The 13,685-nt window shown below is 63.8% G+C and carries 14 protein-coding genes; 6 read left to right on the top strand and 8 right to left on the bottom strand.

The genetic code is table 11. From position 1 onward, the window contains the following. Positions 1-2: 2 nt before the first annotated feature. The 3 genes from AU465_RS11695 to AU465_RS11685 all read right to left on the bottom strand — a co-directional run bounded on the left by AU465_RS11695 (position 3) and on the right by AU465_RS11685 (position 2,308). Positions 3-653, bottom strand: coding sequence for an amino acid ABC transporter permease (locus tag AU465_RS11695; RefSeq protein WP_192247055.1), 651 nt, complete (start codon positions 651-653; stop codon positions 3-5). Then, positions 653-1,318 carry an amino acid ABC transporter permease gene (locus AU465_RS11690; RefSeq protein WP_192247052.1) on the bottom strand — a complete coding sequence of 222 codons (666 nt, stop codon included), beginning with the start codon at positions 1,316-1,318 and terminating at the stop codon, positions 653-655. Before AU465_RS11690 ends, AU465_RS11695 begins: the two co-directional genes overlap by 1 nt. A gap of 117 nt (positions 1,319-1,435) precedes the next feature. After that, positions 1,436-2,308, bottom strand: coding sequence for a transporter substrate-binding protein (locus tag AU465_RS11685; protein WP_192247050.1), 873 nt, complete (start codon positions 2,306-2,308; stop codon positions 1,436-1,438). 124 nt (positions 2,309-2,432) lie between these two features. On the opposite strand from AU465_RS11685, the gene AU465_RS11680 reads away from it, so the two are divergent. Next, positions 2,433-3,233, top strand: a complete 801-nt coding sequence (locus AU465_RS11680) for an IclR family transcriptional regulator (RefSeq protein ID WP_192247048.1) — start codon at positions 2,433-2,435, stop codon at positions 3,231-3,233. A gap of 17 nt (positions 3,234-3,250) precedes the next feature. On the opposite strand, the gene AU465_RS11675 is transcribed toward AU465_RS11680, so the two are convergent. Continuing rightward, entirely contained in the window at positions 3,251-3,454 is a 204-nt protein-coding gene (locus tag AU465_RS11675) for a YdcH family protein (protein ID WP_027166663.1), read from the bottom strand. Positions 3,455-3,692: 238 nt separating this feature from the next. On the opposite strand from AU465_RS11675, the gene AU465_RS11670 reads away from it, so the two are divergent. The 3 genes from AU465_RS11670 (at position 3,693) to AU465_RS11660 (ending at position 6,370) form a co-directional block, all read left to right on the top strand. Next, a complete protein-coding gene (locus tag AU465_RS11670) occupies positions 3,693-3,872 on the top strand; it encodes a YdcH family protein (protein ID WP_192247046.1) in 180 nt (59 codons plus the stop codon). Positions 3,873-4,158: 286 nt separating this feature from the next. After that, on the top strand, positions 4,159-5,409 hold the full coding sequence (gene ispG, locus AU465_RS11665; RefSeq protein WP_192247044.1) for a flavodoxin-dependent (E)-4-hydroxy-3-methylbut-2-enyl-diphosphate synthase: 1,251 nt from the start codon (positions 4,159-4,161) through the stop codon (positions 5,407-5,409). Between the two features lie 4 nt (positions 5,410-5,413). Beyond that, complete coding sequence (locus AU465_RS11660) at positions 5,414-6,370, top strand: lytic transglycosylase domain-containing protein (RefSeq protein ID WP_192247042.1); 957 nt, start codon at positions 5,414-5,416, stop codon at positions 6,368-6,370. Positions 6,371-6,450: 80 nt separating this feature from the next. On the opposite strand, the gene AU465_RS11655 is transcribed toward AU465_RS11660, so the two are convergent. Further along, positions 6,451-8,784 (bottom strand): response regulator, encoded by a 2,334-nt coding sequence (locus AU465_RS11655; protein ID WP_192247040.1) that lies wholly within the window; start codon positions 8,782-8,784, stop codon positions 6,451-6,453. 320 nt (positions 8,785-9,104) lie between these two features. Between AU465_RS11655 and AU465_RS11650 the strand changes: the two genes are divergently transcribed. Together AU465_RS11650 and AU465_RS11645 are read left to right on the top strand one after the other, a co-directional pair. Beyond that, entirely contained in the window at positions 9,105-10,268 is a 1,164-nt protein-coding gene (locus AU465_RS11650) for a putative hexosyltransferase (RefSeq protein WP_192247038.1), read from the top strand. Further along, positions 10,255-10,878: a hypothetical protein gene (locus AU465_RS11645; protein ID WP_192247036.1), complete on the top strand. Its 624-nt coding sequence runs from the start codon at positions 10,255-10,257 to the stop codon at positions 10,876-10,878. Before AU465_RS11650 ends, AU465_RS11645 begins: the two co-directional genes overlap by 14 nt. Before the next feature lie 8 nt (positions 10,879-10,886). Here AU465_RS11645 and AU465_RS11640 read toward each other — a convergent pair whose 3' ends face one another. The 3 genes from AU465_RS11640 to AU465_RS11630 are packed head-to-tail and all read right to left on the bottom strand — an operon-like array spanning position 10,887 to position 13,036. Continuing rightward, entirely contained in the window at positions 10,887-11,330 is a 444-nt protein-coding gene (locus AU465_RS11640; RefSeq protein WP_192247034.1) for a GtrA family protein, read from the bottom strand. Next, positions 11,308-12,000, bottom strand: coding sequence for a class I SAM-dependent methyltransferase (locus tag AU465_RS11635; protein WP_192247032.1), 693 nt, complete (start codon positions 11,998-12,000; stop codon positions 11,308-11,310). Before AU465_RS11635 ends, AU465_RS11640 begins: the two co-directional genes overlap by 23 nt. Next, on the bottom strand, positions 11,975-13,036 hold the full coding sequence (locus AU465_RS11630; RefSeq protein WP_192247030.1) for a glycosyltransferase family 2 protein: 1,062 nt from the start codon (positions 13,034-13,036) through the stop codon (positions 11,975-11,977). The genes AU465_RS11635 and AU465_RS11630 overlap by 26 nt, the downstream gene beginning before the upstream one ends. Positions 13,037-13,685: the final 649 nt, after the last annotated feature.

The following is a 13,685-nucleotide window of genomic DNA, read 5'->3' as shown; positions in this document are numbered from 1 at the left end:
TGCTATTCCCGGATGAAGGCGAAACGCTGCTCCAGCCGACGGCTGGCGAGCGAGAGCGCATAGTTGACGGCGAAATAGAGGAGAGCGCCGAGGATATAGAGCGGCATCGCCTCATAGGTGCGGCCGATAACCTGGTTGATGGCCTGCATGAGGTCGGTGATGCCGAGCAGCGAGACTAGCGCGCTGCCTTTCACCGCGTCGGTGACGCCGTTGATCCAGGGCGGCAGGAAGCGGCGGAAGGCCTGCGGGAAGATCACGTAGGCAAGCCGCTGGCGGAAGGTCAGGCCGATCGCCATCGCCGCCTCCGACTGACCCTTTGGAATGGAAGCGACCGCCCCGCGCAGATATTCGACGACCTGCGCGGTCTTGAACAGAGTGAGCGCCAGCACCGCAGCCCAGAAGGACTGCAGGTGAACGCCGACCGCCGGCAGTCCGTAATAGACGAAGAAGATCAGCACCAGGATGGGGATGCCGCGAATGGTGTCGCTGAAGATGCGAACCGCCCAGCGCAGCGGCGCCGGTCCGTAGACGAGACCGACGCCCAGGATGACGCCGGCAATCAGCGACAGCACCACGACCAGCAAAGACACCCAGAGCGTCAGCGCGAAGCCTTCGGCGAGGAACGGCAGGGCATAGGCGATCTGGCTGAGCATCAGCGCGCCGTCCTGTACCAGCGTTCGACCAGGCGGAGCGCGAAGAGCAGGACGTAGCCCGTCACCAGATACATCGCCGTCACGACGAGATAGACCTCGACGATGCGGAAGGTGTTGAAGTTGATCCACTGCGCGCCATAGGTCAGCTCGGGCACCGAGATGACCGAGGCGACCGACGTGTCCTTGAACAGCGAGATGAAGGTGTTCGACAGCGCCGGCAGGGTGATGCGCATCATTGTCGGCAGGCGCACATGGATAAGCCGTTGCCAGGGCGTCAGTCCGATCGCCTTGCCGGCGTCGATCTGACCGCGTGGCACGGCCTCGAGACCCGAGCGGAACACCTCGACCAGATAGGCGCCGCTATAAAGCGCAAGCGTCGCCACGAAGGAGGTCTGCGCGCTATAGGCGACGTCGATGACGGTCGGCAGGCCGTAGAAGACCAGATAGACGAGCAGGATCAGCGGCACGTTGCGGATGAATTCGACGTAAGCCGCGATGACGCCGCGCACGACGCGCCCGGCCGAGACGTACCAGACCGCCAGCACCAGGCCAATGACGATGCCGATGGCGATCGAGATCAAGGCGAGCTCGAGGCTGAGCAGCAGCCCGCCCGAAAGCTTGTCGAAATGCCGCCAGATCAGGTTGAAATTGAGCGTATAGCCCATGCGTCCGTCTCAATGGCCTGCGGTGACGGATCAAGCATCCGCCACCCACCAGGCCCGTGTCGAGGGAAAACGGGCGGAAGGACGTGCCCCTCCGCCGGCTTTGTCGGATGGGCCTGGTCAGATGACCGGGAAGCCCGGGTGGCGCGGCGGCGGCTCCTGGCCGAAATATTCCTTGAAGGCGGCGTCGTAGAGCGCCGTCTCGTGGCCGAACATGGCGATGGTGAAGGTCTGGTTGACATAGGTCAGCCAATCGAGATCGCCTTGCCGGAGCGCCGCGCCGTAAAGCATCGAATACCAGCTCTTGCCGGCATCGAAATATTTGTCCGGGTTGCGCGAGGCGAGCCAGCGCACGGTGGATAGGTCGACCGCGGCGGCGTCGACGCGCTTGGATTCCAGGGCCTGCAGCACGTTCGCCTGGGTGTCGATCTGCATCACCTGCGCCTGCGGCAAGGCATAATGCACCGAGCTTTCGGCATCGACATTCTGCAGGATCGAGACGCGCGTGGCCGAACCCGCTGCAAGCAGCTTGTCGAAGGTCTTGTTCTCGGAGCCGGGCAGCGTCAGCAGCGCGACGCCTTCGACGTAATACGGCCGCGAGAAGTGGATCAGCTGCGAGCGCTGCGCGGTCATGGTCATGAACTGGATGGTGATGTCGACCTTGCTGGTGGTGACGTTCGGGATGCGCTGCGCCGGATCCTGCATGACGAACTCGACCTTGGTCGGATCGTCGAACAGGCCCTTGGCGAGGATGCGGCCCATGGTGATGTCCATGCCGACCAACTCGCCGGCATCATTCTCGAAATGCCAGGGCGCATTGGTGCTGCCGGTGCCGACGATCAGCTTGCCGCGATCGAGCGCGGTGCGCAGCACGCTGTCGGATGCGGCCTGCGCGGCGGCTTTCTCGGCGCTGACCGCGGTGAGCGCGCCGGCCGTGGCAAGTCCCGCCATTCCCAATTTCAGAAAATCACGTCTTCCGGATGTGTCGTTCACGGCGACCTCCTTTCGTGTTGTGTTCCCCTTGCAAATACACGCGTCGGTAATCGACAAAGCAATTGTCTCTTACAAGAGACGAATGTATCCTGTACAAGACAGATACTAACACCGGGAATCGACAATGCAAGATGGCAAGACGCTGGCGGAGTGGCCGACCGGGGGCGTGGACGAGGAGAGGCCCGCGAAATCACGCGAGAAGGGCCTCAACCGCGTGCTTCACATTCTGGAATTCCTGCATGCCACCCAGCGCGCGATCGGCATCGGCGAGTTGGCCAAGGGGCTCAATGCCCCGCGCTCGACGACCTATACGCTGGTTCGCGAGCTGGTCGATGCCGGGCTCCTGGAGATGGCCGGCGACGGCAACCGCGTCTATTTCGGCAAGAAGCTCTACCTCTACGGAATGGCCTACATGCGCGGCAACGACCTGCTCAGGCGCGGACGGCAGGAGGTCGACACGCTGTCGCGCGAGACGGGGGAAACCTCGGAGCTCTGCATGCTGCAGAGCGGCCGCTACACGATCGTCCATTCGAGCCCGGGTATGAGGCCGTTCCGTATCAGCTCGGCCACCGGGCTGCAGATACCGCTGCCCTGGACCGCGTCCGGCCGGCTGCTGCTTGCCGGCCTCGACCGGAGCCGGATCGAGGCGATGATCTCTGAGGACGACCTCGTGCTGCCGGACGGCCGCAAGATCGAACTCGACGACTTCATCGACGACATCGCAAAAGCCCGCGTCACCGGCTATTGCGTGACCTCAGGCCTTGTCGACGCCTACACCAAATGCCTGGCGGCGCCGGTCTTTTCGGCACCCGGCAAGGTCGAGGCGACGATGTGCCTGGTGGTTCCGATCGACACGTCGGAAGCGCGGACAGGCGAACTGGTCGCGCTGCTGCGCGAGCGCGCCGCCAGGCTCTCAATCTCGTAGCGAAGGAAAGCTGGCGGTCAGGCGATGATGTCGGGGATGATGCGGTCTTCCAGCGCCATCAGCCGGTCCTTCAGCAGGAGCTTCTTCTTCTTCATGCGTTGGATCTGCAGCGGGTCGCAACCCATGGCGATCATCGCATTGATGGCGGCGTCGAAATCGGCGTGTTCCTGTTTGAGCCGGGAATATTCTAGGCGTATTTCAGCCTGTTCCTGTTCGGACATTCTCTACCGTCTGCGTATGCATCGCCCAAGGATGGGCCTGTCTGGGCGGGGCCGGTGGGGTTTTGTGACCGGCGCGCCGCTGATATCACATTTCACATTGTCGTGGAATGCTACCACACGGCATTCGACATCGAGATTGGTTGGTGGCAAACTGTCACCGTGCCGTCACAGTAGCGACCTGCGGTGGACGTGCCTGCGACGGCTGCAATCGAGGAAACCATGAAAGGGAGAACCAATCATGTCTCTTGCATCCCATCTTGATGAGCTGCAGCGAAAGCACGGCGACATCGAGCGTGAGATTATCGACGCGATGAATCATCCTTCGGTAGACGACCTCGAGATCGCCACTCTCAAGCGGCGCAAGTTGGCAATCAAGGACGAGATTGAAAAGCTGAAGGCGAAACCAACGGCGCACTGAAGCTCCTCTAGGCAACATCACGCGCCATTTACGGCGCAATCATCCACTCGGTAGCTTCGATGCCACCGGGGTTTGGGTGTTTAGTTTTAATTTTGACCAGTTTCGGTAGCGGCGGCGTGGTTTGGGCGCCTTCGCAGCCGGAGTTGGCTATCATGGTCTCGGCAACGGCTCAGGCAGCCGATTGGGCCGATCGTCCGCTCCTTGCCATTGACAAGCTTTCTTTGCTCCTCCACCTCATGCCCGGACCCTTGAGCATCTTTCTGCTCCAAGCTAAAGGCTGCCGGCCATGACCGGATATTTTTCTTCTCCTTTCCCGCGCCGTGCGTCGGTCGGCGTCGATATCGACGGCGTGACGGTCGGCGGCGGCGCGCCGGTCGTCGTGCAGTCGATGACCAATACCGACACTGCCGATGTCGACCAGACGGTCGCGCAAATTGCCGCGCTGCATCGTGCCGGCTCGGAGATCGTGCGCATCACCGTCGACCGCGACGAGAGCGCCGCCGCTGTGCCGCTCATCCGGGAAAGGCTGTTGAGGCTCGGCGTCAACGTGCCGCTGGTCGGCGATTTTCACTATATCGGCCACAAGCTGCTTGCCGATCATCCGGCCTGCGCCGAAGCGTTGGCGAAATACCGCATCAATCCCGGCAATGTCGGCTTCAAGGAGAAGAAGGACCGCCAGTTCGCGGCGATCGTCGAGATGGCGATCAGATACGACAAGCCGGTGCGGATCGGCGTCAACTGGGGCTCGCTCGACCAGGAGCTCCTGACCCGGTTGATGGACGAGAACCAGGCCCAGGGCTCGCCGCTCACCGCGCAGGAAGTCACGCGCGAGGCGATCGTGCAGTCGGCGATCCTGTCGGCCGAGATGGCTGAAGAGATCGGGCTTGGCCGCGACAAGATCATACTGTCGGCGAAGGTCAGCGGCGTGCAGGACCTGATCGCCGTCTATACCGAATTGGCGACGCGCTCCGATCATGCGCTGCATCTCGGCCTGACAGAGGCCGGCATGGGCACCAAGGGCATTGTCGCCTCTTCCGCGGCGATGGGCATCCTTCTGCAGCAAGGCATCGGCGACACGATCCGCATCTCGCTGACGCCGGAGCCGAATGGCGACCGCACGCGCGAGGTGCAGGTATCGCAGGAACTGTTGCAGACGATGGGGTTCCGGCAGTTCGTGCCGATCGTCGCCGCCTGCCCCGGCTGCGGCCGCACGACCTCCACGGTGTTCCAGGAACTGGCCCAGAGCATTCAGGCCGATATCCGCAAGAACATGCCGGTGTGGCGCGAGAAATATCCCGGCGTCGAGAACCTCAAGGTCGCGGTGATGGGCTGCATCGTCAACGGTCCCGGCGAATCCAAGCATGCCGACATCGGCATATCTTTGCCTGGCACCGGCGAGACGCCGACGGCGCCGGTCTTCATCGACGGCAAGAAGGCGGCGACGCTGCGCGGCCCATCGATCGCGCAGGATTTCGAAAAGATGGTCGCCGACTATATCGAGCAGCGGTACGGGCACGGCAAAGCCGCCGCGGAATGAGCCGATGCGGCGTTTGATAGAGCGGTTCACCGTTTCCCGGAAACGCCGAACCGCTCCATCTATTTGTTTTGACGCAATTCCGGACCGAAAACCGTTTCACACTTTTCCTGGAACTGCTCGGATCGCGACGCTGCTCCTGTTTTTCGGGCTAGGCTGCGTTGGTCAGGCGCTGGCCGACCCGCCGCAATCGGCCGCCAAACGCCTGATCGGCCGCGTCTGCGACCTGATCGAGACCGAGGCCGACAAGAACAGCCTGCCCAAGGATTTCTTCGCCAGGCTGATCTGGAAGGAGAGCCGCTTCGACCCCAATGCGGTCAGTCCGGTCGGCGCCGAAGGCATCGCGCAGTTCATGCCCGGCACGGCCAAGCTGCGCGGGCTTGCCGATCCCTACGACATCGGGCAGGCCATCCCGGCGTCAGCGAAATATCTTGCCGAGATGAAGGCGGGCTACGGCAATCTCGGCCTAGCGGCGGCGGCCTACAATGCCGGCGAGAACCGCGTCGCGCGATGGCTGGATTCCGGCGGCTTCCTGCCGATAGAGACCGAGAGCTATGTCTTTGACATCATGGGCGAGCCGGTCGACAAGTTCTCGGACACAGCTTATGCCGGCGCCATCCAGCCGCTCGATCCGAAGATGAGCTTCGCGGTTGCCTGCCGCAGGCTGCCGGTGATCATGTCGCAAACCGTCGCCATGGCCTCGATCAACGCCAAGCCGTGGGGCGTGCAGGTGGCCGGCAATTTCCGCCGCTCCGCCGCAATCGGCCAGTGGCTGCGCGTGCGTGGCCGATTCCCGGCCCTGCTGGCCAGCCATGATCCGGTGGTGAGCCGCGTGCGCACCCCGATTGGCCGGCGCGGCATCTATGCGGTCAGGATCGGCGCCGACTCGCGTGCCGAGGCCAACGGTATCTGCAACAAGCTGCAAAGCGTCGGCGGGGCGTGCGTGGTTATGCGAAACCGGTAGCTGTCCGGATAGAGAGGCCGGCGCGAAGGAACTCGGCGTCGGTCGTTTGTTCGTGGCCCCGTTCGTCTTTCAACTGCGCCTCACGCCCTCTTCGCCGTCACCGTCTCGCTGAGCCAGGTGCCGATCTTGGCGCCGAGGCGGTCGGGGGAAACCGGCTTCGGCAGGTAGTCGTCCATGCCGGCCTCGATGCATTTTTCGCGATCGCCCTTCAGCGCGTGCGCGGTGACGCCGATGATCGGCATATGGCTGCCGTTCTGCTCTTCGATCGCGCGGATGGCGCGCGTCGCCTCATAGCCGTTCAGCTCCGGCATGGAGACGTCCATCAGCACCAGCCGCGGCCGCAGCGAGCGGTACATCTCGACCGCGGTGCGGCCGTTGCCGGCGATTCGATAGCTGAGGCCGAGGCCGCTAAGGATCTGGCCGAAGACCAGCTGGTTCACGTCATTGTCCTCGGCAATCAGGATATCGATCGGGCCGCTCGGCGCGGCGGTCGATTCCGGCGCCACGGGCACCGGAACGGCCGGACCGCGGATCACCGTGAAGGCCGGCGGAGCCGGCTGGGCGACGACCGGCTCGCGCACGAAATGCGCCTTGGCGCCTTGCATGCGCGCCTTCTGGATGGCGGAGATCACGGTGCCGAGCAGCACTGCCGAACGCGCCGGCTTGGTGAGATGGGCGGCGATGCCGAAGTCGATCACCATTCTGCCGAAATCGACTTGGTCGACGGAGGTGAGCAGCACGACCGGAATGGACGTAAGGCGGCTGTCGGCGGCAATCGCCCTGGCGACATCGGCGCCATTCATGCCGGGCATCTGATAATCGAGGATGATGCAGTCGACCGAGGCGCCGAGCTGGCAGGCACGGTCGAGGAAGGCGAGGCCGACGGCGCCGCTTTCGGCCGCGGCGCAGTCGAAGCTCCAGCTCCGCAGCTGCTCCAGCAGGATCTCGCGATTGACCGGGTTGTCGTCGATGACCAGCACGCGGGCGCCGGTGACGTCGACCGGCACGATCTCGTCGCGCGCTTCCTGTTTGTGCACGGGCAGCGGCACGGCGAACCAGAAGACCGAGCCGCGGCCGATCTCGCTTTCGACGCCGATCTTGCCGCCCATCAGGTCGACGAGGCGGGCGGAGATGGCGAGGCCGAGGCCGGTGCCTTCGTGGCGCCGGGTGGACGAGCCGTCGACCTGGGCGAATTTCTCGAACACGCTTTGCAGCTTCTCGGCGGGGATGCCGATTCCGGTATCCTCGACGCGGACCTTGAGCTGGACGGTTCCGTCGACGAGGTCGCCGCCGACATCGATCAGCACATGCCCCTTCTCGGTGAACTTCACCGCGTTGCCGAGCAGGTTGGTGACGATCTGGCGGAAGCGTCCGGCGTCGCCGACGACGAAAGCCGGCAGGCGCGGGTCGACGCGCACGATAAGCTCGAGGTTCTTTTCGGCAACGCGGGCCGAAACCAGGGTGGCCACGTCCTCGACCGCTTCGGCCAGGCGGAAGGGAGCGGGGTCGAGCGTCAGCTGGCCGGCATTGATCTTCGAAAAGTCGAGGATGTCGTTGATGATGGTGAGCAGTGCGTTGCCGGATTTGACGATGACGTCGGTGAAGGTCTTCTGGCGCGGCGTCAGCTCGGTCTTGGCGAGAAGCTCGGCCATGCCGAGCACGCCGTTCATCGGCGTGCGGATCTCATGGCTCATATTGGCGAGGAATTCCGACTTGGCGCGGTCAGCAGCCTCTGCTTTGAACAGCGATGCGGCCGTTTCGGCGAAGGCGCGGCGGATCGCGTCCTCCATCGGCCGGAAGATCCAAATCGCCGCGATGGCGAGCACCGCGAGCAGCAGGCCGCTTGCCCACAAGAGCAGCCGGTCGTTGGAGGCGTCGGCGAGATGCCGTTCGTCGTCGAGCGCCGTGCGCACGCGCACCAGCATGGGCTGGGCGAAAAGATCGTTCTGGTTGCGGATCTCGCGATAGCTCCATTCGTCGACTTTCTGAGCGACAGACATCAGGTTGAAGTTGCGCACCATGTCGCGCGCCGACCAGAACAGATCGCCGTTCACCGAAGCGGATTCGAGCGCGTTGAGGGTGTTGTTCGACAGGCGCGGCCTGATCGCCGCGAGCTGCGCGTTCAGAATCTCGATCTCGCCCATCAGCCGTTCGGAATGGCCGCGCGCGGCGCTGGTCAGCGCATCCCGGGTCTCGGCCCGCCAGGCCGTTCCGGTCGTCTCGGCGAAATTGGTGGCGTTGCGAAGGTCGCGCGAGAAGATGACGAAATTGCCGCTGAGGGCGTCGACCTGGTGGCGGTATGAGTTCACGCGGTTGAGCGCGAACATGACGGCGGCGGAGGCCAACGCGATGACGAGCAATCCCGAAATGTAGCGAATCCGGATCGACCGGATGAAGGAGGTATACTCAGGCATGCGCAACCCCAACCCATACGCACAATTTTAATGGCCGGGATTACGCTTGATTTACATTAAGATTTCGTTGGTGGGGGATGTGCTTTATCAAATGATGACAGCTTTCGACGCGAAGCCGAGGCAGGGCTTCGCGTCGAAAAGCAGGCGCGCCCTTCTCCTGTTGTGAAGAGGGTCGGTGCAGCGCTGAAGCTGCGTGAGCGGAACTAAAGATCCCGACGGCGCTTTACGTATGCAGTGTCGGACGGCCAAGCCGGTTCTCCAGGAGGCTAGCCCGATGCGGAACCGTTTGGCGACACCATCCGTAGGGGGTGGAGGCGGATTTGGCAGTTGGAGATGTCGCGCGTTCGAACAGCGGCATTCGCCTCACGGTGATTGCGGTTGCGGCATTGCCGTTGCTGTTCCTGTTGAGCGGTCTTGCCATCCGCTATGCCGCATTTGCGTCGGTGTCACCGGATCCGAGCCTCGCGGCCTGTGTCCGCGCGTTCTGCAAGTGGGATTGCACCTGGTATGTGGACATTTCCGAGCAGGGCTATGAGCGCTTTCCCATTCCGGGCCACAGCAATGTCGGACGTTGGGGGTTCTTTCCGCTCTATCCGATGCTGGTGGCGACGGTCCGCACCATTCTCCCTTTCTCCACCATCGCGATCGCGACGGCGGCATCGTTGGCATGCGGCTACGTCTCGTGCCTGGTGGCATGGCCGCTCATGGACAAAAACATGCGGGCCTATGCGCTCTACTGCGCATTCCTGCTCAGCGGCCCGTTCTCGTTCTATTTTGCCACCTTCCTCACCGAGCCCCTCTTCCTGCTTTTGACGTCATGCCTTTTCCTGGCGCTCAAACGCTCCAGCTATGTCGCCGCTGGGCTGTTCTGCGCGCTGCTCTCGGCAACGAGGGTCGTGGGCGTGCTCGCCGTGTTCGCGATAGTTATTCGCATGTTCGAGGAGCATCGCGCGAAGGGCGGATCGGTCATCGGCTTTCCCCGGTGGCTGCTCGGCCGGCCGGATCTCATCATCGCCATACTCATCTCGCCCGTCGGCCTGTTCGGCTACATACTCTACCTTTACGCCACCGTCGGAGACGGCTTTGCATTCGTCCACGTCCAGCGCGCGTTCGGGCGGGTGGCGGGCAATCCGTTGCTGTTCCTCTGGGCAGGCCTGTCCTACCACCCCCTGACCGGCTTTCTGCCCACCGCGCCGCAATGGAGCGCGTTGACGGCAATCGTGGGACTGGCGCTGTCGGCTGTTCTGGCGGCTCGCAGACAATTTGGGGCGGCCCTCTTCTGCGCGATGGCCCTCATCCTGCCTTTGACCTCGAACCTGGCTTCGATGGTCCGCTATGTCGTCGGCCTCGCGCCGCTGGCGATGCTGATGGCCATGCTGCTGTCGGCCTCGAAACCGACATTCGTCGCAGTGCTGATCCTCTTTGTCGCCACCTGCTACTTCATGACCGTGGCGTGGCTTGGAGGCTATCTTGCGCTGGTCTGAGCTGACGAAATCGACCACGCCCGCAATCCTGTCTGGCGGCTACGCGCTGGCGGGCGCTCTTGCGGCGGCCGAGATCGTCATACTCGCGCTTGCCCTCAGCCCGAATGTCAACGACGACTACCGCGCCTATTACATCGACAAGACCACGACCTGCCTCAACCGCGATTCCGTCGGACGCTACACGCCGGGCCGGACCGTGTCGTTCCGTTCCGACGGTGCCCGGGAGACAACAGGCATGAGAGTCTGCGGTTGGTCGGGGCCGGTGGCCGACGGCACCCATTCGCTGGGCGAGCGCTCGCGCCTGCGGCTCGCCCTGCCGCCGCCTCGCGACGGGCTTCGGGCGACGCTCGAACTCGCCGCCGTCATTCGCCCGTCGCGGACCTCGCAAAGGATCGTCATTTCGGCGAATGGCACCGAGGTGCATCGGGCGATCTTGTCGGGCGCCGCGCCCACGACGGTGTCCTTCGTCATTCCGCACACCGTGCTGGCCGGCAGGGCGACGCTGGACATGGCCTTTGACTATCCCGACGGCGTCCCGCAAAGCGCCGATGCGAGCAACATCTACAACCGCGCCATCAAACTGAGGTCTTTCCGGCTGGATGCGCTTTGAAGACTCGCTCAGGCGGGCCCGTCGTCCTGCCGGCGCCGCTCGGCAAAGACCCAGCGGTCGAGCATGAGAAGATTGAGCGCCGGGATGGCCAGGCAGGTGAGGAGAACCGGAACGACGAGGGGTAGGCCGAACGTCACCGTCAGCAGCCACGGCGCCGCATAGGCCACGGCGAGGCCGGCGAGCGTCAGCAGCACGAAACGCGGCCCCTGCGAGCGGTGCGACCCGGCGGACATGAAGGTGAAGGATCTGTGCGCCAGATAGGAAAACACGGCGGCTGCCGCGTAAGCCGCGAGCGAGGCCTCCACTGGCGCGAGGCCGAGCCAGTCCGATCCGGCAAAGACTGTGGTCAGGACGGCATAGAGGATTGTGGCGACAAGGCCCACCGAAGCGAAGCGCGCCAGGAGTTTCAGACCGGCCACAACACGATGCTCAGGCACGCGCGACACAGGCATATTGCGCTCCGAGCGGCAGCCCGGCTAGCGCGCGCTCCAGCTTGCCGGCAAGCGGCCTCGCCGACGGCAGGAGCAGGAAATGCTCGCAGCGGACATCGCGGAAGTCCGCCTGCCCAAGCAGCGATGCCGCCTTGCGGGCGCTGAGCAGGACGGCGTCCTTGTCGAAAGGACACCTCAGCACCGCCATGCGCGTCAGCGGGTTATAGGGATTGTGCTCGATGATGCAGGCAAGCCCGCCTCGCCGCACGACGCGCCGCATCTCGCGGAAGAAATCCAGCCACGACGCAGGCGGCACGTGGTGAACAACGCAGCTGGCGAACGCCAGGTCAAACATGCCATCCGCGTAAGGCAGGCGCGAGGTGGTGCACGTACTGTAGGCGACACTCGGGTTCTCCCTGCTGGCGCGCGAGAGCGACTCCTCCGACACGTCGCAGCCGTCGAGGCGATCGAAGACATCGGTGAGATGGGGATGAAGCGAGCCCACGCCGCAGCCGACGTCGAGCGCGCGCACGCCTGCATTGCCCCGCCGAAGGTCCTGCTCGACGATCAGGCGGCGCAGAAGCTCTGCCTTGGCATGCAGGAAGAAATCATGCCGAAGCCCGGAGAACCGGATCGACCCCTCGACCGCCTCGCCGTAGCTGGACCTATAACTGTCGAAGAGCTCGGACATCCGCCTTGACCCCGTTCCCGGACTTACGAAACGATGCGTGCTTGTCGCGGGACGCGACGCGCGTCGGTCGGTCGAAGCCGCTCAGCCTTTCGACGACATAGAGCGGGCGCCGTTTCACCTCCGCATGGATGCTGCCGACATAAAGCCCGATCACGCCGGTCATGAAGAGATTGATGCCAATGAGCAGCGACACGATCACCACCGTGGATGTCCAGCCGGCAATCACGCCGGTCTCGAGGACCCAGGCCAGGATGGCGTAGGCGCCGAACATCAGGGCGAGAGCGGAAATCGCCAATCCGGTCAACAGCGCCAGTTGCAGAGGCCGCTCTGAAAAGCTGATGATGCCGTGGATCGCAAGCCGCATCATCTTCCAGAACGGATATTTGGTTTCGCCAAGTGTCCGCGCCGGGCGCTCGAACGGCACCGCCGCCTGGCTGAAGCCCATCCAGCCGAACATGCCCCTGACGAAGCGGTCATGCTCGGGCATGCGCTTGAATGTGTCCAGCGCCTTGCGGCCGACGAGGCGGAAGTCGCCGACATCGCGCGGGATGTCGACAGGGGTCATCTTCTCCAGCAGGCGGTAGAAGAGGCTGGCGGTGAAGCGCTTGAACCAGGTTTCGCCCTCGCGCCTGACGCGCCTTGCGTAGACGATCTCGAAACCCTCCTTCCACTTCGCCACCAGGTCGTGAACGACTTCGGGCGGGTCCTGCAGGTCGGCATCCATGACGATGACGGCTTCGCCGGCGGCCGCTTCCATGCCGGCGGTGATGGCGATCTGGTGTCCGAAGTTGCGTGAGAGCTCGATCAGGCGGAAGCTTGGTTCGGCGGCGACCATGCGGCGCAGGTACCGCACGCTTCGATCGCTGCTGCCGTCGTCGACGAAGATGACCTCGGTCTCTCCGTCCAGTTGTGCGACCAGCGCGCTGATCCGCTCGAGCAGCCGGGGCAACACCTCTTCCTCATTGTAGATCGGCAGCACCAATGAGTAGCGTGGGGACGGTGCCCGCGTTCGGATGCGCTGGACAGCTTCTTGCATTCGGTTGCAATGGAACACCAGCCAGAAGGTTCCATAAGCAAGCGCTAATTGTGGAAGAGGCGCGGTCGCTCGATTGGCCGGGCCGGGCGGTCCAGCCGCATGGACGCGTTGTCGCCGTCGATCATTTCGGCCAGTGGGCGCCGGCAGTCTTGCTAAGCTCGCCAACCACCTGATTGTCGCCAGCAGCATCTGCGCCGTCGCGGACGCGCTGCTTGTCAAAGGCTACGCGATGCCGAGAAGATGTCCGATTGTCTATTATGGGGCCTTGCTCAGCTAACCCTTCGATCAGGCCCACTCGGTTGTAGCTATTCGATCGGCGTCGAGTCGCCACACTGAATGACCCGCTTCAGTGGTGCAACACAGCCCGCGATGCGCTGGACTCGTCGGCCGCTTTCCAACCCAGCCATCACGTAAACGGACAGGCCGCTTTCGCGAAGAGTTTCGGGCGCCGGCAGGCGTACGAAAGTCCCCGAGGAAGGAACCCGCGGGCCACAGGCGACGGCTATGGAGATTTCGATCTGCGGCTGATGTCGGCGATGGCTGGGATGTCGCCAGGGAGGGCGGAGATGGATGCCGACAGGCCGCTTCGTTGCGCCTTCAGGCGATGTTGTCGGCCCGGCACGCTGCTGGGCGCGGCTCTGTCGGCGTT

The organism is Mesorhizobium silamurunense, assembly GCF_014843905.1.
GTDB lineage: Bacteria > Pseudomonadota > Alphaproteobacteria > Rhizobiales > Rhizobiaceae > Mesorhizobium > Mesorhizobium silamurunense.
This window is presented reverse-complemented; position numbering and strand designations above follow the sequence as displayed.

What these genes read in the sequence shown, in the direction of transcription:
- AU465_RS11630 (WP_192247030.1), bottom strand. Translation starts at nt 13,036, where the DNA reads ATGCAAGAAGCTGTCCAGCGCATCCGAACGCGGGCACCGTCCCCACGC.
- AU465_RS11690 (WP_192247052.1), bottom strand. Translation starts at nt 1,318, where the DNA reads ATGGGCTATACGCTCAATTTCAACCTGATCTGGCGGCATTTCGACAAG.
- AU465_RS11655 (WP_192247040.1), bottom strand. Translation starts at nt 8,784, where the DNA reads ATGCCTGAGTATACCTCCTTCATCCGGTCGATCCGGATTCGCTACATT.
- AU465_RS11635 (WP_192247032.1), bottom strand. Translation starts at nt 12,000, where the DNA reads ATGTCCGAGCTCTTCGACAGTTATAGGTCCAGCTACGGCGAGGCGGTC.
- AU465_RS11660 (WP_192247042.1), top strand. Translation starts at nt 5,414, where the DNA reads ATGCGGCGTTTGATAGAGCGGTTCACCGTTTCCCGGAAACGCCGAACC.
- AU465_RS11675 (WP_027166663.1), bottom strand. Translation starts at nt 3,454, where the DNA reads ATGTCCGAACAGGAACAGGCTGAAATACGCCTAGAATATTCCCGGCTC.
- AU465_RS11640 (WP_192247034.1), bottom strand. Translation starts at nt 11,330, where the DNA reads ATGCCTGTGTCGCGCGTGCCTGAGCATCGTGTTGTGGCCGGTCTGAAA.
- AU465_RS11680 (WP_192247048.1), top strand. Translation starts at nt 2,433, where the DNA reads ATGCAAGATGGCAAGACGCTGGCGGAGTGGCCGACCGGGGGCGTGGAC.
- AU465_RS11695 (WP_192247055.1), bottom strand. Translation starts at nt 653, where the DNA reads ATGCTCAGCCAGATCGCCTATGCCCTGCCGTTCCTCGCCGAAGGCTTC.
- AU465_RS11670 (WP_192247046.1), top strand. Translation starts at nt 3,693, where the DNA reads ATGTCTCTTGCATCCCATCTTGATGAGCTGCAGCGAAAGCACGGCGAC.
- ispG (WP_192247044.1), top strand. Translation starts at nt 4,159, where the DNA reads ATGACCGGATATTTTTCTTCTCCTTTCCCGCGCCGTGCGTCGGTCGGC.